Origin of the sequence: Amycolatopsis pretoriensis (genome assembly GCF_900107925.1) — a bacterium.
Taxonomy (GTDB): Bacteria; Actinomycetota; Actinomycetes; order Mycobacteriales; family Pseudonocardiaceae; genus Amycolatopsis; species Amycolatopsis pretoriensis.
Genome location: NZ_FNUJ01000003.1, coordinates 873,055 through 890,506, shown reverse-complemented (window position 1 = coordinate 890,506; position 17,452 = coordinate 873,055). Strand labels below are relative to the sequence as shown.

Sequence of the window (17,452 nt, the reverse complement as noted above, 5' to 3'; positions counted from 1 at the left end):
CGCGCGTAGCCCATGGGTGTTGCGTTTCGGGTGCGATGGTGTGAGAGGGTATGGCCTGTGATGCGGATCATGGGGCGCCCTCGCGCGCTGGTCGCGGTCGTTTCCGGTGTTCTGCTGCTCGGCGGCCTCGCCGGTTGTGGCTCGGGTCCCAGTCAGGTCGGCAGCGCCGTCATCGTCGGCGACAGCTCCGTCTCACTCGACCGTGTCCAGTCGATGATCGACCAGGCCGTCCGCGAACAGCCCTACGGCCAGAAGCTCGCGCGCGAGCACAAGCTCGACCTGCTGGGCCGCGAGATCGTCCGGCAGACCGTTCTGCACGAGCTCACCGAGCGGGCCGCGCGCAAGGAAGGCCTCGTCGTCGACCAGGGGAAGGTCGCCGCCCTCACCGCGCAGGAAAAGTCCGCTCCCGTCGCCGACACCGGGCAGGGCGACGCCGTCGCCGTCACGCAGATCGTCTCGAAGCTGCGTGACTCGAACGAGGTCGCCCACGACGTCGTCCTCGAAATGCAGCTCGCGCAGAAGTACCTGCCGAAGCTGTCCGTCGGCGCGGACTACGTCGGCATCGCCGCCACCAGCGAAACCGACGCCGAGGCCCGCGCCCGCGCGTTCGACCTCGCGCAGCAGTTCGCGGCCGACCCCGGGAAGATCCAGGCCACCATCCAGCAGGCCGGCCAGGAAGCCCAGCAGGCGCAGCAGACCGGCATGCCCGGCCCGGGCGGCTTCTCCGACGCGGGCATGACCGAGGTCTTCGGCGCCGCGCAGTACCTCTCGCTCGCGCAGACGCCGCTCTTCGGCTCGCCGGCCAACAGCGTCGTCGCGTTCCAGGCACGGATGCCCGCCAAGCCCGACTGGTACGTCTTCGTCGTCCGCAGCCGCGGCACCGACAAGGCCGTCCCGGCCGACCAGGAAGCCCAGAAGCCGACCGACCAGCAGCTGACCTCGATCGGCACCCGGCTCCTGCAGCCGTACCTGACCGACGCCGGGCTGCGCGTCAACCCCCGCTACGGCGTGTGGGATGTTGTCGCCATGAACCTCGCGCCGAACTCCGCCGCCACCCAGGGCACCGTGGTGCCCATGCGCGGTGCCGCACCCGCCCAGCAGTGAGCACGGGTGTCGTCGTAGTCGTCCGCGGGGCGACACTGCCCGCCGCGGCCCTGAAGATCCTTCGTGACGCCACCGCCGTGTACGCGGCGACGGACCTCGACGCGAGCGTGTTCGGCGTCCCGGCCGTCACCGAGGCGCCCTCGCTGAAGGACGTCGTGCTGCTCGCCGGGTCCCGGGACGAGCCCGCGGCGTCGCTGCTCATCGCGACCGGCGCGGAGGTCATCGAGACGCCGGCGCCGCCGCTGGTCGAGGCCGCCGAGGTGATGGACCGGCTCCGCTCGCCCGGCGGCTGCCCGTGGGACGCCGCCCAGACGCACGACTCGCTGCGGCAGTACCTCGTCGAGGAGACCTACGAGCTGCTCGACGCCATCGAGTCGGGCGACCGCGAAGCCCTGCGCGAAGAACTCGGCGACGTCCTGCTCCAGGTGCTCTTCCACGCGCGCGTCGCGGCCGAGGACGCCACTGACCCGTTCGGCATCGACGACGTCGCCGGAGAGCTCGTCGCGAAGCTGGTCGGCCGGCACCCGCACGTGTTCGCCGACGCCGATTCGGTGCACACCGTCGAGCACCAGAACGTCAAGTGGGAAGAGCTGAAGCAGCAGGAGAAGCAACGCAAGTCCATTGTGGACGGCGTCGCGCTCGGCCAGCCCGCGGTGGCGCTGGCCGGCAAGCTCGGGCAGCGCTCGGGGCGCGCGGGCATCCCGCTCGACCTCTTCCCGGCCGGTACCGGCGCCGCTTCCCAGCTGTTCCGCATCGCGGCGACGGCGCGGCGCGCGGGCGTCGACCCGGAGGGCGAGCTGCGGGCGGTCGCGAAGCAGTTCGCCGCCGACATCCGCGCCGCCGAGCAGGCCGCGCGCGACGCCGGCCTGGAGCCGACGACCCTGGAAGCCGACGGCTGGCGCAAGTTCTGGCCCTCCCACGACTGAGCGAAAGCGGAGCTTTCACGTGAAAGCTCCCACCTGGGGGCGGAGCTTTCACGTGAAAGCTCCGCTGTGACGCAGCACACAGTCGGGTGAGAACCGATCGCGGGTGCCCGGCGTCTTGCCTGGTGTGAGACAGAAGCCACTGGAGGACGCCGACGAGGAGCACCTCGTCCGGCGCACGGCCAAGGGCGACCGCGCGGCGTTCGAGGAGCTCTACCGCCGCACGTCGCCCTGGCTCGCCGTGCGCCTGCGCCGCCGGTGCGCGGACGAGCAGGTCGTCGCCGAAGTCATGCAGGAGACGTTCCTGGCCGTGTGGCGCGCGGCGGGCTCGTTCGCGGGGGCCGCGACCGGGGGCACCGCGGTCGGCTGGCTGTGGACGATCGCCGCGCGCCGGCTGGTCGACGCGTTCCGGCGCCGGGCGCACCACGCCGAAGTCCCGGCCGAGGTGGCCCTCGACGTCGCCCCCGTGCCGGCGGCCGAGGACGTCGCGCTGGCGACGTCGATCGGTGACGACGTCGGCGACGCGCTGCGCGACCTCGCCCCCGAACTGCGGCAGGTGCTGCAGGCGATGGTGCTCGACGGGCTGACCGTCCGCGAGACCGCCGTGCTGCTCGGGCTGCCGGAAGGGACCGTCAAGACCCGTGCCCGCCGGGCGCGGATCGCGATGCGGGAGGCACTGTCATGACCCATGCGTCGGACGAGCTCATCGCCGGGTACGCGGCGGGTGCGGACCTCCCGGGTGACCGGCTGTGGGGCCTCGAAGCCCACCTCGAGACGTGCGCGCGGTGCCGGGCGCGGCTCGCGGCGGTGGCGCCGGTGCAACCGGTCGTCGACGCCGTCTGGGACCGGCTCGCCGTCGAACTGCGGCCGCAGCCGCGGCGGTCCCGGCGGCGGTGGCTCGCCACGTGGGTCACGCCCGCGATGGTGCCGTGGCTGGCGATGATCGGGCTGGTCACGCTCGTCTCGGTCGGCTTGGACCAGCTCTGGGACGTCGCCCTCACCGACGTGACGGCGGTGCAGCTCTTCGCGCCGGTGCTGCCGGTGCTCGGGGTGGCGGCGTCGTGGGCGCGGGGGCTCGACCCGGCGTACGAGGTCGTCACGGCGACCCCGCGGGCCGGGCTCTACCTGGTCGCGCGGCGGACGGTGGCGGTGCTCGCCGTCGTCCTGCCGGTGCTCGGCGTCGCCGGGTGGCTGACCGGCACCGCGCCGGCGCTCTGGCTGCTGCCGAGCCTGGCCTTCACCAGCGGAACGCTCGCGCTCGGCGGCGTGATCGGCATCAGCCGGGCGGCGTACGCGCTGCTCGCGGCGTGGGGCGCGGTCGTCGTGCTGCCGAGCTTCGTGGTTCCGGGGCAAGCGTTTGCGCTCGGCACCGGCGCGCTGCCGGTGTGGGCGGGGATCTTCGCGTTGACCACGGTGGTCGTCGTCCTGCGCGGGACGGCGTTCACCCGGCTCGGCGCACACGACTAGGGAGGACGAGATGCGGGCAGTCGAAGCCGCCGAAGTCGCGCCGGCGACCTACGCCTGGGAAATCCGGGCGGAGGCGCTGAAGGTGCGGGTCGGCCGGCGGAAGATGGCGGTGGACGGGCTGGACCTGTCCCTGGGCAAGGGCGTGCACGGCCTGCTCGGCCCGAACGGGGCGGGCAAGACGACGCTGATCCGCGCGCTGGCGACGGTGCTGCGGCCGGCGTCGGGCACGTTGACGCTGCTCGGCGGGACGGAGCTGCGCGCGTTGCGCCGCCGGATCGGGTACCTGCCGCAGAACTTCGGGTACTACAAGCGGTTCACGGTCCGCGAGTTCGTCGAGTACCTGGCGTGGCTGAAGGAGATGTCCAAAGAGGACATCCCGGGAGCCGTGCAGCGCGCGATCGAGCGGGTGGGTCTGGCCGACCGCGCGAACGACCGCATGAGGACGCTGTCGGGCGGCATGGTACGGCGGGTGGGGATCGCGCAGGCGATCGTGAACGACCCGGACATCCTGCTGCTCGACGAACCGACGGCCGGCTTGGACCCGGCCCAGCGGGTGCGGTTCCGCGAGCTGATGCAGGAGCTCGGTCAGGACTCGTGCGTGCTGATCTCGACGCACCTGGTCGAGGACGTCGCGACGGCGTGCACGGACGTGGTGCTGTTCGCCGACGGCAAGCTGGTGTTCCAGGGCAGCCCGGCCGAGCTGGCGGCCGCGGGCTCGGCGGACGACGTGGGCGACAGCCCGATCGAGCGCGGGTACTCGGCGCTGCTGAAGCACGAACCGGGCAAGGGGGCCTGGTGATCTTCCGCATCGAACTCCGCCGCTCCATCGCGCCCTGGGCCGGGCTGGCGCTGCTGGTGGTGGCGCTCTGCTTCCTGTTCCTGATGCCCGGGCCGTGGTGGAAGGTGCCCGCGCCGTTGACGGCGAACACGACGACCACCGCGCTGTGGCTGCGGTTCCTGCTGGTGTTCCTGTGGCCGATCGCCGTCGGCGCCGGCGCGATCCAGGGCATGCGCGACAGCCGCTCCGGCGTGGTCGAGCTGCTGGCCACGACGTCCCGGCCGGGGTGGCACCGGGCGGTCCGGCTGGCGGGCGCGGTGGGGGCGTCGAGCGCGCTCGGGTTCCTGCTGGTGTTCGGCGTCGGCCTGGTGGAGGTGCTCGGGCACGGCGGGTTCGTGTCGGTGAGCTTCGTGCCGGTCGTCTTCGTCGCGATGCTCGCCGTCGTGGCGGGGAGCTGGGCCGGCCTGGCGGTCGGGCGGTTGCTGCCGCACCCGCTGACCGCGCCCGCGCTGGCCGTGCTGACGCTGGTGGCGTCGATTGTGGCGTGGGCGTCGCTGGAAGCGGTCTTCACGCTGCCCTACAGCCGGCTCGGCCTGCTGGCGCCGGCTCTCGGGGAGCCCCGGGGCGCATTGGTCACGACGTCGACCGCGGTCGACCTCGGCCAGATCGCGTGGTTCGCGGGGCTCGCCGCGACGGGGTTCCTGCTGCTGGCGGCGAACTCCGTCCGGGCCCGGCTGCTGGGACTGTTGCCGGTGGTGGCGGGGGCCGCGATCGCGTTGCCGGTCCTCCCCGCGTCCGCCCCCGCGCTCCTGACCCTGGACGGCATCGCCGCGCAGGAGGTCTGCGACGGGCCGATCTGCGTCAGCCGGGCGCACGAGGACAGGCTGGCCGCCCTGGCCGGACCGGGCCGGGAAGCACTGGCGATGCTGGCGAAGCTGCCCGGCGCGCCGACGCGGGTCGAGGAGCAGGCCGGGCCGACCCCCGTGCTCGGCCCGGCCGTCCGCGACCCCGGTGTCGTCTACCTGAACTTCCAGCTCAACGACGTCCTGCTCACGGCGGGCGCGGACGACCTGCGGCTCGCGGTGCTCTCCGGCGCCGGCGTGCCGTCGTGCGTCCACCCGTACGGCGGCGGCGGGGCGGATCTGGCCGCCCGGATGATCGCGGCGGCGTACTTCACCGGTGAGCTGAAGCCGTTGCCCGAATTCGGCGCGAAGTGGTTCCTCAGCGAATCCGGCCAGGTCGACCGGGCATGGGCGACGTTCCGCGCCCTGCCCGCGGAGGTCCAGCGCGCCCGGGTGATCGCGCTGCGCCAGGTGCTCCTGACCTGCCGGGGCGACCCGCTCGACACGCTGGTGCCGGGGGCGTCGCGATGAGGTGGGCGACGCTCTACGCGCGCTCGCGCCAGCTCCCGGCGGCGGTCACGGCACTGCTGCTCGTCACCGCCGGGCTGTGGTTCCTGGCGCGCGGGTGGTGGTCGCCGGTCCCGGTCGTGCTGACGCTGACAGCGGGCATCGCGGTGGCCGCGATCGGCCTCAGCGGCCAGGACCCGGACCTCGACCGAACGGCGGCGCTGCCGTGGCCGGTCCGCCGCTTCGCGCACCTGGCGCTGATCGGCCTGGCGGCGGGGGGCACGGTGCTGGCGTTCCAGCAGCTGGGTGCGACGACCGTCGCCACAGAGATCATCCTGCGCGACGCGGCGGGTCTGCTGGGGCTGGCGGGGTTGGCGGCGACGATCGCGGGTGGCCAGTTCGGCTGGACGCTCCCGCTGCTGTGGGCGGCGATCACGCCTTTCATCCCGGACGACGACACGACGACGAGCCGGGTCGTGACGTGGATGGTGCAGCCGGCGGGGACACCGGCGGCCACCTGGACGGCGCTGATTGCGGCGTGCGCGGGAGCGGCGACGTACACGGTCTGGGGAGGTCGTCGCTAGCCCGGGCTCAACCGGAAGCGGGGTCCGCGCGTGGAGGGGGCGGCACTTCCGCCGACTGGGAAGGAACCTTCATGCGCGTTCTCCGAGCACTGCTGGCCACCGTCGCGGTGGCCGGCACCCTCCTCACCGCGACGACCGCGGCCGAAGCGGCGACCACCACGCACTGGCAGCTCACCTACGGCGCCAGCAAGGCGGTCGGAACGATCGCGTGGGGCGACGGCCGCACGGCGGGGGTGTCCGGCACGATCCACGCCGTCAGCGGGTTCCGGCAGGTCTGCTTCTGGGGGATCAACGGCGGCACCAGCACGCCCGACACCCCGTGCTGGGCAACCTTCCCCGGGGTCGACACGCCGTTCTCGGATTCGCTGACCATCAACGTGCCCGGTGGCGTGAACACGATCTACCTCAACTTCTCCGACCAGTACCACCACGAATTCGACCAGCAGCGCTGCACCCGGTCCGGGTGCGTGGCCGGCTGACCCGGTGGGGCGCCGGACCCCGGCGCCCCACCGGCGTCACACGTTGCGGATGTTCGTCTCCAGCTCCAGCGGCTCCCGGTCCCAGTCCTCGACCCCGAAGGCCAGGATCCGCTCCGGGTGGATCCGGATCACGGCGTCGTCGAAGTGGTTGTCCGGGATGTTCACCCCGGTCAGCGCCTCGGCGCGGCCGCGGATCTCCAGGCAGCGCACGCGCCACGGGTTCGTCTGCGGCTGGTCGTCGACGACGAACGCCACCCGGTCGTTCTCCCTGAGGTTGCGGAACTTCTTGCTGCCACTCAGGTTGTGGCCGGTGACGTCGATCGTCTTCTCGTCCGGGTTGTACCGGAAGCCGACCGGGTTGACCTGCAGGGTTCCGTTCGGCTGCTGGGTCGCCAGCCGGCCCAGCGGCTGGGCGTCGAGGTACTCGAGCTCTGCTTCGGTGAACATGCCACCAGCCTTCAACTTCAAGAGAGGTTGAAGTCAAGCCACGGCGCGAACCGCGAGGCGATCCGCTGGTGCGCCGCGCCGTCCGGGTGGAGCTCGTCCGGCAGCGGGAACTCGGCGTAGTCGTCGGGTCCGTACAATGACAGCCCGTCCACGTAGTGCAACGCCGGGTCCGCGCGCTGCGCCACGATCTCCGCCAGCGCCTCGCGGACCACTTCCAGCGTCAGCTTCCCCTCGCCCGGTTCGCCGGTCGCCCGGAAGCGCACGACTCCCGCCGCCAGTGCCTCGTGGTCGAAGTCGCCGGGGCCCGGCGTCTGCTCGTGGATCGGGGTGTACAACGGCGAAACGACGAGCAGCGGCGTCGACGGGTGGCCGTCGCGGATCGTGTCGAGGAAGCCGTGCACCGCCGGGCCGAACGCGCGCAGCCGCATCAGGTCCGCGTTGACGACGTTGATGCCGAGCTTCACGCTGACCACGTCCGCCGGGGTGTCGCGCAGCGCGCGGGCGGTGAACGGGTCCAGCAGCGCGTTCCCGCTGAAGCCCAGGTTGACCAGCTCGACCCCGGCCGAAAGCGCGGTCAGCGCCGTCCACGTCGTCGACGGGCTCGCCGCGTTGGAACCCTGGCTGATCGAACTGCCGTGGTGCAGCCACACGCGGTCCGCCCGGGACGCGGGCGTCACCGGCGCGTCCGTGCGCAACGCGACCAACGTCGTCAATTCGTTGTGCGGCAACCAGATCTCGACGTCCTTGTCGTGCCCGGGCAGGTCCGCGAACCGCACGCCGGCGGGCGCGGTCGCCTGGGCGGCGAGCTTGCCGTCCACCAGCAGGTCGTAGACGCCGTCGGGGCGCGGCGGCGCGCCCGGGTACTCGACCTTCGTCGCCACCGTGTCGAGTTCGATCACGCGGGCCGTCGTGCGGAACCGCACCCGGACGCCCGCGGGCTGGGCTTCGGCCATCGCGAGCCGCGGGTCGGTGTTCTGCGCCCGCGCGCGGGCCGGCAGCCGGTGCGGGACCAGGCCGCGCGGGGTCTCTTCGAGTTCGAGGGCGCCTCGGACGAGGTCGGTCAGCGGGGTGGTGATCATGAACCGGGCCAATCGCGGAGAAGGGAATCGAGGACGTCGAGGAGGCGCGTCCAGCTCTGGGGCGCCGCGGGCGGGCTGTGGTCGAAGCCGCCGTCGGCTTCGAGGGCGACGAACCCGCGGACGAAGCTGCCCAGCAGCCGGACGGCGTGCGTCTGGTCCGGCCCGGTCAGGTCGTAGCCACGCAGGACCGCGCGCATCAGCTCCGCGTGCCGCACGCCCGCGCTCGCCGCCGCGGTTTCGGCGTCGAGCCGCAGCTGCGCCGCGGCGAACCGGCCGGGGTGCTCCCGGGCGTAGTCGCGGTGGACGTCGGCGAACGCGATCAGCGCGTCCCGCCCGGACCGGCCGGCCAGCGCTTCGGCCGCCCGGTCGGCGAGCTCTTCCAGCGCCAGCAGCGCGATCCGCGTCCGCAGGTCGTGCGCGTTTTTGACGTGCGAATACAGGCTCGCGACCTGGACGTCGAACCGGCGCGCCAGCTCCGACGGCGTCACCCGGTCGAAGCCGAGCTCGTCGGCCAGTTCGGCGCCCGCCCGCACCAGCCGTTCGGTCGTCAACCCGACGCGAACCATCGGCCACCTCCTAAAGCCAACATAGATCTACCTAAAGGCTTTAGGCAAGGTGATAATGAGTGACATGCGCCGCCACGCCGTGAGCTCGTCGACGATCGCGTCGATCGGCTACGACCGGGAGGAGCACCTCCTGGAGATCGAGTTCGTGAACGAGAGCGTCTACCGGTACCGGCTGGTGCCGGAGTCCGTGCACCGCGACCTGATGGCGTCGCCGAGCCACGGGCGGTTCTTCAACACGCGCATCCGGGACAAGTACCCGACGGAACAGGTGGACTAGCCGGCTCCGGCGACCAGCGTGCGGTGCCGGCCGAGGACCCGGTTCTCCAGCACCAGGAACAGCCAGTTCACCACGTTGCCGAGGATGCCGACCAAGGCGATCCACGCCCACACCGCGGCCAGGTCGAAGCTCTGGCTGGCGAGCAGGAACCGGTAGCCGATCCCGTTCGTGGCGCCGACCAGCTCGGAAATCACCATGAGCACCAGGGACAGGCCGAGCGCGATCCGCATGCCGGAGAAGATCTTGGGCAGCGACGCCGGGAGGACGACGGTGAACAGCAGCCGCGCCCGCCCGATGCCGAACGCCCGTGCCGTGTCGACCATGACCGGTTCCACCGACTGCGCGCCCTGGACGGTGTTCAGCAGCACCGGCCATACCACGCCGGACACGATCGTCGCCAGCTGAACGGGGGTGCCGATCTTGAACAGCACCAGGAAAACCGGGAGCAACGCGGGGGCGGGCAGCGCGCGGCCGAAGTTGATGATCGCGTCGGCGTAGTCGAGCCCGGTGCGGGAGCGGCCCAGCGCGAGACCGAGCGAGCCGCCGATCGCGCTCCCGATGAGCCAGCCGGTCAGCAACCGGCCCAGGCTCGGCACGACGTTCTCGATCGCCACCGTCGTCAGGAACAGGTGGTTCGCCGGACCGGAGAACCACAGTTCGTGCATCTTCGCGGCGATCTCGACCGGAGTCGGGAAGTACGCGTCGTCGAAGTACGCCGTCAGCGCCTGCCACCCGAGCAGGCAGCAGGCGAACACCGCCCACCGCCGGACGACCCCGGACACGAGGCGGGCCGGTGCCTCCGTCCGCCCGGTCATCGCGGTTCCCCCGGCGCCCAGGCGACGAACTTCCGTTGCAGAGCGGCGAAACCGCTGTTGCTGAGGTAGCCGATGATCCCGGCGAGCACGGCGCCGGCCAGCACGACGTCCATCCTGCCGCTCTCCTCGCCGTAGCGGACGACGTAGATCCCGATGCCGCGTTCCCCGCCGAACACCAGCTCCGTCGACACCACCACCAGCAGTGCGAAGGTCGCCGCGATGCGCAGGCTGGTGATCGCGAACGGCACCACGTCGGGCAGCTTGACCCACAGGAGGATCGACCACCTGCCGAGCCCGAAGGACCGCGCGGTCTCGACGTACCCGCGCTCGACCTCGCCGAGCGCGTAGACGATGTTGAACAGGATCGGCCAGATCGCCGAGTACGCGGCGAGCGTGATCTTGGTCTGCGCTCCGTCCACGAGGATGATGGAGAACAGCGGGAACCACATGATCGCCGGGATCGGCCGCAGGAACTCGATCACCGCGCCGATCGCCGTGCGCACCAACGGGATGCTGCCCAGCAGCAGGCCGCCGGGAACGGCGATCAGCACGGCGACGCCCACCGCGATCAGCCAGGCGAGGAGCGTCGCGACCAGGTCGAGCAGGAACTCGGGCTCGCCGAGCATCCGGACCAGCGCGACGACGACCTCGGAGGGCGGCGGGAAGTACTCCCGCCGGAGCGCGCCGGACCGGCTGAACCCCTCCCAGCAGAGGAGGAGCACAGCCACTCCGGCGAGGCGGCGGAGGAACCGGCGCACGACCTACGGCGCCGGGCGGATCATCGGGCCGACGTCGAACTTCTGCTTGAGATCGCCGTAGGTGAGCATCAGGTCGGCGACCGTCTGCAGCCGGGCCCGGTCGACCGCGGTGGGGAAGACGCCGGTGCCGACCGCGTTCGCGACACCCGGATCGATCTTGGCGTAGTCCTGCAGCGTCTTCCGGACCGTTTGCCCGTCGGCGAGGTCGCCCTGGCCCTTGGCCATCGCGCGCGCGAAGGCGTCGGCCGTCTTCGGGTTGTCCTTGACGAAGGCGGCGGGCGCGACGTAGCCGCTGATCGGGAAGTTGGCGACCGGCCCGGTCGCCCGGTCGGCCACGACCTTGGCGCCGAGTTTCTGCTTGGCCATGGTCAGGTTCGGCTCCTGCAGCGACATGACGTCGATCTGCCCGGTCTGCAGGGCGGTGAGCGCGTTCGCGGTCGGGATGACCTTGAACTGGACCCGGCCGGGATCGGCTCCGGCGGCCTTGATGACCGCCTTGCTCGTGAGCGTGACGTTGCCGACCAGCGCGTTGACACCGACCGACTTGCCCGGCAGGTCCTTCGCCGAGTTGATCGGCGACTGCGGCATGGCGACCAGCGCGGTCATGCCTTCCTTCGCCTGCAGGCCGTCCGCGACCGTCCGCAGGTCGACCGCGCCCTCCGCCTGGGCCGCGAGGAACGACGTCCAGTTGCCGAAGGCGAAGTCCAGCTCGCCCGTCTTCAGCTTGGGCACCGCCTCGGTGGCGCTCTTGATGGTGACCGGCTCGACCTGCAGGCCTTCGGCGGTGAAGTACCCGGCGCTGCGTGCCCGTTCGAACCCGGCGATGTCGATCAGCTGCGGGATGATGCCGACCTTGACGGTGGCCTTCTCGACCTTGTCGTTGCCGCCGGCGTCGTCGTCCGACCCGCCGAGCAGGCCGCACCCGCCCAGGGCGGCGACGGCGACGACCGTGACTGTGGCGGTGACCCACCGCCGGAATGCGCGCATGTTCCCTCCCTCGGTCCGCGTGGGAGAATACCGGTTTTTCCTCCGCCGACCGGGCGGGAATGGGAAAATAAACCGACACTGCGGCGAGTGCGACGAGGAGTCACAAATGCCCGAAACGGACGAATTCCGCCCGGAAAACCGGATCGGCGCGATTCTCGTCAGCTCCCGCTCGCTCGACGAGTACCGGCGGATGTTCGCCCTCACCGACGGCGACCTCGCCGGCCGCCTCCTCGACTGCCCCGGTGGCGCGGCCGGCTTCACCGCGGAGGTCAACGCGGCGGGCGGCACGGCGGTGGCGTGCGACCCGGTGTACGCCCACCCGGTCGAGCAGGTGCGGGCGACGGCGCTGGAGAGCCTGCGCCGCGGGTACGCCTACCACCAGGCCAACCCGGACGAATACGTGTGGACGTACTTCCGCGACCCGGAGCACTACCTCCGGGCGCGGACCGGGTCGGTGGAGCTCTTCGCGCGTGATCGTGGCGCGCACCCGGAGAACTACGTCGAGGCCGCGTTGCCCGAGTTGCCCTTCGCGGACGGGCAGTTCGACCTGGTGCTCAGTTCCCACCTGCTGTTCAGCTACGCCGACCGGTACGACCGCGAGTTCCACCTGGCGAGCCTGCGCGAGCTCGCCAGGGTCGGGCGGGAAGTGCGCGTGTTCCCGTTGGTCCCGATGGGCTCGGCCGAGAACCCGGAACTGGCCGCGGTCCGCGCCGAGCTGGCGGCGGCGGGGCTGCCCACGACCGTCCGGCGGGTGGGCTACGAGTTCCAGCGTGGGGGCGACACGATGATGACGATCGGCGGCGAGCCGCCGGCCTAGGAGAAGAGCCCTTCGCCCCAGTAGCCGGTGCCCGAGACACCCGGCGGCACGGCGAAGTGCGCCGAACCGGTGTGCTGGACGTACTCCATCATCGCGTCCTTCGAGGACAGCGCCTGCTGCATCGGCACGTACTGCTTGCGGGTGTCCCGGTTGAACGCCAGGAAGAACAACCCCGCCTCGAGGTGCCCGACGCCGTCGGAGCCATCGACGAAGTTGTAGCCGCGGCGCAGGATCCGGACGCCGTTCAGCGCCTGGTGCGAGGCCAGCCGAACGTGGGCGTCATCCGGGATCACCTTCTCGCCGCCCGCGCCGCCGACGTCGAGGTCCAGCTCGTCGAACTCCGCGGTCTGGCCCAGCGGCGCGCCGGTGCCCTTCGTGCGGCCGACGATCTGCTGCTGGCCCTCGAGGGTTTCGCGGTCCCACGTCTCGATGTGCATCCGGATCCGGCGCGCCACCAGGAACGAGCCGCCCGTCATCCACGCCGGGCCGTCACCCGGCGCGGCCCACACCTGGTCGCGCAGGAAGTCCGTGTCCTCGGACTTGATGTTGTTCGTGCCGTCCTTGAAACCGAACAGGTTCCGCGGCGTCGCCTGCGCCCGGGACGTCGACGAGCTGCGGCCGAACCCGAGCTGCGACCAGCGGACCTCGGTGACGCCGAAGCCGAGGCGCACCAGGTTGCGGACCGCGTGCACCGCCACCTGCGGGTCGTCCGCGCAGGCCTGGATGCACAGGTCGCCGCCGCTGCGGGCGGGGTCGAGCTTGTCCTTCGGGAACAGCGGCAGGTCGATCAGCTGCGCCGGGCGCTTGCCCGCCAGGCCGAACCGGCCGTCGAACAGCGACGGCCCGAAGCCGATGGTCAGCGTCAGGTTCGACGCCGGCAGGTCGAGCGCCTCGCCGGTGTCGCCGGGCGGCGCGTACTGGCCGCCGTCGACCGCGCCGCCGGCCACGACCTCCTGGCCCGCCGTCATCCGGCGGGCCGCGTCGGTCCACGTCTTCAGCAGCTGCCGCAGCTTCTCGCGGTCCTTCGTGGTGACGTCGAGGGCCGCGAAGTGCAAGTTCGCCTGGGTCGGCGTGACGATGCCGGCCTGGTGCTCGCCGTCGAAGCCGACGGTGTTCACCGCCGCCTCGGCGCTGCCCGTCGCCTTGTCGATCCCGATCCCGGCGGCGGCCCCCGCCCCGGCGAGCGCGACCCCCGCGCCCGCCAGGCCGAAGAGCTTCCGCCGCGAAACCCGCGTGCCCTCTGTCGACGTCACTTCGAGACGACCTCCGCAACCTTGCTCAGCGGCTCGCTCAGCGCGTCGACGGCCGAGGCGAACTCCTTGACCTGGTCCTGGGAAAGGTCCGTGTAGAGCTTGAAGCCGTCACCCGCGCGCTGCTTGTCCAGCAGACCCTGGACGTTCGCGAACTCCTTGTCCAAAGTGGACACCAGGGCCGGGTCCTTCGCCTGCAGCACCGGCCGCAGCGAGGTGATCGCGCCCTTCGAGCCGTCCAGGTTGGCCTGGAAGTCCCAGAGGTCGGTGTGCGAGAAGGTCTCCTCCTCGCCGGTGATCTTGCCGGTCGCGACCTCGTCGAGCAGGCCCTTCGCGCCGTTCGCGAGGTCGAGCGCCGTCAGTTCCAGGGTCTTCGTCTTCGCGACGAGGTCCTTGACGTCGGTGAGCAGCTTGTCCGCGATCTGCGGGCTGTCGGCCTGCAGGCCGGTCTTGAACAGGTCCTTCTCCAGCCGGTGGAAGCCGGTGAACTGCTGGCCCGGCTCGAGGTCGGCCTCGCGGACGTCGATCGCCGGGTCCAGGTCGCCGAACTTCTCGGCCACCGGCTCGATGCGTTCGTAGTAGACGCGGGTGCGCGCGTACGCGGCCTTCGCCTCGTCGGTCTTGCCCGCCTTGACGAGGTCGACGAACTTGGCCGTCTCCTCTTCGAGGGCGGCGGTGTTGTTCGCGATGTAGTCGTTGTAGCTCTTGGTCGCCTGCGCCTTCTGCGCGTTCGCGTCGTTCTGCTTGGGCGCGCCGCCGGTGACGGTGAAGTCGCCGCGGATGCCGTTGCCGGCCATGCCCGGCTTGCACGCGGTCTGGTACTTGCCTCCGTCGGCGACCTCGACGATCAGCCGGCGGTTCAGGCCGGGCGCGATGTTCTCGACCTCGCCCATGATCCGGTCGCCCTCGGCGTAGAGGTAGAACTCGGTGACCTTGCTGCCCTTGTTGGTGATCTCGAAGGTGACGTTGCCCGCGTTGGCCGTGGTGGCCGAGACCTCGCAGGCGGTGTCGGATGCCGAGACCTTGATCGGGCCCGGGGTGGACCCGCTCTCGTCGCCGGTGGTGCCCTGGCTGTCGCACGCGGCCAGGGTCAGGGCCACGGCGGCACTGGCCAGGACGGCCAGCGGGGTGGTCTTGCGCACGGTCACTCCTTCGGGGCGGCCGCGGCGGCGGGCGCCGGCGCGGTCTTCTTGCTGGGCTTGAGGAAAAGGGGCAGCACGATGACGACGTAGGCGACCCACGCGATGGCCTGCAGCACGGTCGTCTGCTGCGAGTAGTTGAAGATGCCCTTGAGCAGGGCGCCGTACCAGGACGTCTCGGGCAGGGTGTTCGAAGCGTCGAACGCGAGCGTGCCGATGCCCGGCAGGAAGGCGGCTTCCTGCAGGTCGTGCAGGCCGTAGCCGAGCACGCCGGCGGCGACGAACACGAGCAGGACGCCGGTGATCGTGAAGAACTTGCCCAGGTTGAACCGGACGGCGCCCCGGTAGAGCAGGTAGGCCAGGACGACCGCGGCCGCGATGCCGATGGCGAAGCCGATCAGCGGCTGCACGGTGTCCGACTGCGCGGTCTGGACGGCGGAGTAGAAGAACACCGCGGTCTCGAGCCCTTCGCGCCCGACCGCGAGGAAGGACAGCAGCAGGACGGCCAGCGGGCCGACGTCGAGCGCGTCGTCCATCTTGCCGCGCAGCTCGGCGGCGATGCTCTTCGACGCCTTGCGCATCCAGAAGATCATCGCGGTGACGAAGACGACGGCGACGATCGAGAGGCTGCCGCCGAGCAGCTCCTGGTGCTCGAAGGAGAGCTGGGCCGTCGTGTAGGTCAGGACCGCGCCGACGGCGACCGACAGCAGCACCGCGGCGCCGACGCCCGGCCACACCCAGCGCAGCGCGTGGCGGCGGTCGGTCTTGACCAGGAACGCCACCAGGATGCTGACGACCAGCGCGGCTTCCAGGCCTTCGCGCAGCCCGATCAGCGCGCTCGAGAACAACACCGGTCCGCCTCCCTGAGTTTTCTGCTTCCGAGATGGTTTTAGGTAAGGCTCACCTGTAAGTCCAGCGCGCCGGCGGCCGCTCGAAACGATGCAACCGGACAAACAGGGCATGGATCGGAAGTTAGGTTAGGGTAACCGCAGGTCAGGGCCTTGCGCGTCGACTCGATAACGAAATCTGTGATGTCGCTGGCAGTGGGCTTGTTTTAACCATCCGCTTGCCTGGTCAGGCTTCCGGGGGTCCCTCTTGAGTGGCTCCGTAACCTGATCGGGTGGCCGATACCGCTCAGCCGACCGTCACGCCTCCGTCGTCGCCCCCGGGCGGCCCGCCCAGGCGGTACGTCGGCCGGATCGCCCTCGCGCTGGGGCTGGTGCTCACCGGCGTGGTCCTGGTCGTCACCATCGGTGTCCGGAACCCGGACGCGCCCGCCGCGCCGCCGCCGGTCCAGCCGGCGCTGGCCATCCCGGAGCAGCGCCCGCAGCCCGGCGCGGAGTCACCGCGCGCCGGGCTCGCCGCGCCGGTCGACCGGCCCGCGGTGTCCGACCAGGCCGAGCTGGACGCGTGGGCGACCCGCGTCGCGGACAAGACCCACCTGCCGGCGCGCGTGCTCGCCGCGTACGGCCGGGCGGAGATGTGGATGCAGCGGCAGAAGCCGACGTGCCACCTGTCGTGGGCGACCCTGGCGGGCATCGGCCGGGTGGAGACCGAGCGCGGGGATTTCGACCTGTCGGCGATCGCCGCGAGCGGCCGGGTCGTCAAGCCGGTGGTCGGGCCGCCGCTGGACGGTTCGCCGGGCGTCCCGGCGGTGCACGACACCGACGGCGGCAAGCTCGACGGCGACAAGTCGTGGGACCACGCGATCGGCCCGCTGCAGTTCCTGCCGTCGACGTGGAAGAAGTACCAGGAGCGGGCCAACGGCGATGGCGGAGCGCCGGACCCGCAGAACGTGGACGACGCGGCCTTCACTGCGGCGCGGTACCTGTGTTCGGGCGGCGACGACCTCGGCACGCCGGCGGGCTGGTGGCGGGCGATCCTGTTCTACAACGCGGGGGTCGCGTACGGCCAGGACGTGTTCAGTGCGGCGGACGCCTACGCCGAAGCGAGTGTGGCGCCTTAGAGCTCCCGGTCGGCGAAGAACGGCGTGACGGCCATCAGGACCAGCAGCAGCAACCCGGCGTAGGCGCCCAGGGTGACGAAGATCGACATTTCGGTTCCTCCCTCGTAACGGTCTGGAACCAGCTTCGCCGCTCACCGGGGTGGCGCGGATCGGCCGAGGGGCCCGCCTTGATCGGCCGAAAGTCCGATGCCGCCCGGGCCGTTCGGCCCTGGTGGCTCAGGAGTCGCGCAGGGCGATGTGCGCCTTGACCTCGCTGATCGCCTCGAGGTACTCCGGGACCGGGTTCATCGCCGACGCCATCCGCATCTGGGCCAGGGCTTCGACGAACCGGCCGAGGCGCTGCAGCGTCCGGCCGAGGATGAACCGGGCGTAGTGGTCGGTCGGGTCCAGCTCCAGCACCCGCGTGAACGCCTGCTCGGCGCGGCGCAGCTGGGCGGAGTGGAAGTACGCGCGCCCGGCCAGGAGGTGTACCGACGGCTTGTCGGTTTCCGTCTCCAGCAACGGTTGCAACGCCTTCAGCGCGTCCAGCGGGCGGCGGCGGGCGACCAGATCTTCGGCCTGGCGGAAGGCATGAAACCGCGACTCCTCGGGAGGCTGCGAAGCAGCTGCGGCGTCCGTCATGGTCACTCCCACGTTACCTCGGAAGAGGGGGTTGCACACGCCGCCG

The 17,452-nt window shown here is 71.5% G+C and carries 21 protein-coding genes; 11 read left to right on the top strand and 10 right to left on the bottom strand.

From position 1 onward, the window contains the following. The first annotated feature begins 69 nt into the window (after nt 1-69). From BLV96_RS16690 to BLV96_RS16655, 8 genes are all read left to right on the top strand, one after another. The gene (locus BLV96_RS16690; RefSeq protein WP_244180262.1) at nt 70-1,104 is read left to right on the top strand and encodes a hypothetical protein; all 1,035 of its coding nucleotides are present in this window, start codon (nt 70-72) and stop codon (nt 1,102-1,104) included. Beyond that, on the top strand, nt 1,101-2,030 hold the full coding sequence (locus tag BLV96_RS16685) for a nucleoside triphosphate pyrophosphohydrolase (RefSeq protein ID WP_086684162.1): 930 nt from the start codon (nt 1,101-1,103) through the stop codon (nt 2,028-2,030). Before BLV96_RS16690 ends, BLV96_RS16685 begins: the two co-directional genes overlap by 4 nt. A 124-nt stretch (nt 2,031-2,154) precedes the next feature. Further along, nucleotides 2,155-2,712 (top strand): RNA polymerase sigma factor, encoded by a 558-nt coding sequence (locus BLV96_RS16680; RefSeq protein WP_086684166.1) that lies wholly within the window; start codon nt 2,155-2,157, stop codon nt 2,710-2,712. Continuing rightward, a complete protein-coding gene (locus BLV96_RS16675) occupies nt 2,709-3,494 on the top strand; it encodes a zf-HC2 domain-containing protein (protein ID WP_086684169.1) in 786 nt (261 codons plus the stop codon). Before BLV96_RS16680 ends, BLV96_RS16675 begins: the two co-directional genes overlap by 4 nt. A 10-nt stretch (nt 3,495-3,504) precedes the next feature. After that, entirely contained in the window at nt 3,505-4,293 is a 789-nt protein-coding gene (locus BLV96_RS16670) for an ABC transporter ATP-binding protein (RefSeq protein WP_086684171.1), read from the top strand. Beyond that, nucleotides 4,290-5,645 carry a hypothetical protein gene (locus BLV96_RS16665; RefSeq protein ID WP_244180261.1) on the top strand — a complete coding sequence of 452 codons (1,356 nt, stop codon included), beginning with the start codon at nt 4,290-4,292 and terminating at the stop codon, nt 5,643-5,645. The genes BLV96_RS16670 and BLV96_RS16665 overlap by 4 nt, the downstream gene beginning before the upstream one ends. After that, a complete protein-coding gene (locus BLV96_RS16660) occupies nt 5,642-6,205 on the top strand; it encodes a hypothetical protein (protein ID WP_086684174.1) in 564 nt (187 codons plus the stop codon). Before BLV96_RS16665 ends, BLV96_RS16660 begins: the two co-directional genes overlap by 4 nt. 71 nt (nt 6,206-6,276) lie before the next feature. After that, the gene (locus BLV96_RS16655; protein WP_086684177.1) at nt 6,277-6,684 is read left to right on the top strand and encodes a hypothetical protein; all 408 of its coding nucleotides are present in this window, start codon (nt 6,277-6,279) and stop codon (nt 6,682-6,684) included. Between the two features lie 36 nt (nt 6,685-6,720). Here the strand turns inward: BLV96_RS16655 and BLV96_RS16650 are convergent, their stop codons facing one another. Genes BLV96_RS16650 through BLV96_RS16640 form a run of 3 tightly spaced genes read right to left on the bottom strand, consistent with a single transcriptional unit; the run spans nt 6,721 to nt 8,776 of the window. Next, the gene (locus tag BLV96_RS16650; protein WP_086684180.1) at nt 6,721-7,131 is read right to left on the bottom strand and encodes a PPOX class F420-dependent oxidoreductase; all 411 of its coding nucleotides are present in this window, start codon (nt 7,129-7,131) and stop codon (nt 6,721-6,723) included. Nucleotides 7,132-7,148: 17 nt separating this feature from the next. Continuing rightward, nucleotides 7,149-8,210: an SGNH/GDSL hydrolase family protein gene (locus BLV96_RS16645; RefSeq protein ID WP_086684183.1), complete on the bottom strand. Its 1,062-nt coding sequence runs from the start codon at nt 8,208-8,210 to the stop codon at nt 7,149-7,151. Continuing rightward, nucleotides 8,207-8,776, bottom strand: a complete 570-nt coding sequence (locus tag BLV96_RS16640; protein ID WP_208608237.1) for a TetR/AcrR family transcriptional regulator — start codon at nt 8,774-8,776, stop codon at nt 8,207-8,209. The genes BLV96_RS16645 and BLV96_RS16640 overlap by 4 nt, the downstream gene beginning before the upstream one ends. 64 nt (nt 8,777-8,840) lie before the next feature. On the opposite strand from BLV96_RS16640, the gene BLV96_RS16635 reads away from it, so the two are divergent. Continuing rightward, nucleotides 8,841-9,053 (top strand): KTSC domain-containing protein, encoded by a 213-nt coding sequence (locus BLV96_RS16635; RefSeq protein WP_086684185.1) that lies wholly within the window; start codon nt 8,841-8,843, stop codon nt 9,051-9,053. Here BLV96_RS16635 and BLV96_RS16630 read toward each other — a convergent pair. The 3 genes from BLV96_RS16630 to BLV96_RS16620 are packed head-to-tail and all read right to left on the bottom strand — an operon-like array spanning nt 9,050 to nt 11,613. Continuing rightward, on the bottom strand, nt 9,050-9,868 hold the full coding sequence (locus BLV96_RS16630) for an ABC transporter permease (RefSeq protein WP_086684188.1): 819 nt from the start codon (nt 9,866-9,868) through the stop codon (nt 9,050-9,052). The two genes, BLV96_RS16635 and BLV96_RS16630, sit on opposite strands and share 4 nt — an antisense overlap. After that, nucleotides 9,865-10,596 carry an ABC transporter permease gene (locus BLV96_RS16625; protein ID WP_244180260.1) on the bottom strand — a complete coding sequence of 244 codons (732 nt, stop codon included), beginning with the start codon at nt 10,594-10,596 and terminating at the stop codon, nt 9,865-9,867. Before BLV96_RS16625 ends, BLV96_RS16630 begins: the two co-directional genes overlap by 4 nt. A gap of 33 nt (nt 10,597-10,629) precedes the next feature. After that, nucleotides 10,630-11,613, bottom strand: coding sequence for an ABC transporter substrate-binding protein (locus tag BLV96_RS16620; RefSeq protein ID WP_086684192.1), 984 nt, complete (start codon nt 11,611-11,613; stop codon nt 10,630-10,632). A gap of 106 nt (nt 11,614-11,719) precedes the next feature. Between BLV96_RS16620 and BLV96_RS16615 the strand changes: the two genes are divergently transcribed. After that, entirely contained in the window at nt 11,720-12,430 is a 711-nt protein-coding gene (locus BLV96_RS16615; protein WP_086684195.1) for a methyltransferase domain-containing protein, read from the top strand. On the opposite strand, the gene efeB is transcribed toward BLV96_RS16615, so the two are convergent. From efeB to efeU, 3 genes are read right to left on the bottom strand one after another with little or no spacing between them, the layout of a single operon-like run. After that, the gene (gene efeB, locus BLV96_RS16610; protein ID WP_091389227.1) at nt 12,427-13,683 is read right to left on the bottom strand and encodes an iron uptake transporter deferrochelatase/peroxidase subunit; all 1,257 of its coding nucleotides are present in this window, start codon (nt 13,681-13,683) and stop codon (nt 12,427-12,429) included. The genes BLV96_RS16615 and efeB overlap by 4 nt on opposite strands. Beyond that, a complete protein-coding gene (efeO, locus tag BLV96_RS16605) occupies nt 13,680-14,828 on the bottom strand; it encodes an iron uptake system protein EfeO (protein WP_086682637.1) in 1,149 nt (382 codons plus the stop codon). Before efeO ends, efeB begins: the two co-directional genes overlap by 4 nt. Beyond that, the gene (gene efeU / locus BLV96_RS16600; protein WP_086682640.1) at nt 14,825-15,670 is read right to left on the bottom strand and encodes an iron uptake transporter permease EfeU; all 846 of its coding nucleotides are present in this window, start codon (nt 15,668-15,670) and stop codon (nt 14,825-14,827) included. Before efeU ends, efeO begins: the two co-directional genes overlap by 4 nt. A gap of 368 nt (nt 15,671-16,038) precedes the next feature. On the opposite strand from efeU, the gene BLV96_RS16595 reads away from it, so the two are divergent. Continuing rightward, on the top strand, nt 16,039-16,785 hold the full coding sequence (locus BLV96_RS16595; protein ID WP_086682698.1) for a lysozyme family protein: 747 nt from the start codon (nt 16,039-16,041) through the stop codon (nt 16,783-16,785). A gap of 216 nt (nt 16,786-17,001) precedes the next feature. Here the strand turns inward: BLV96_RS16595 and BLV96_RS16590 are convergent, their stop codons facing one another. After that, a complete protein-coding gene (locus tag BLV96_RS16590) occupies nt 17,002-17,406 on the bottom strand; it encodes a tetratricopeptide repeat protein (protein ID WP_167379621.1) in 405 nt (134 codons plus the stop codon). Between the last annotated feature and the right edge of the window lie 46 nt (nt 17,407-17,452).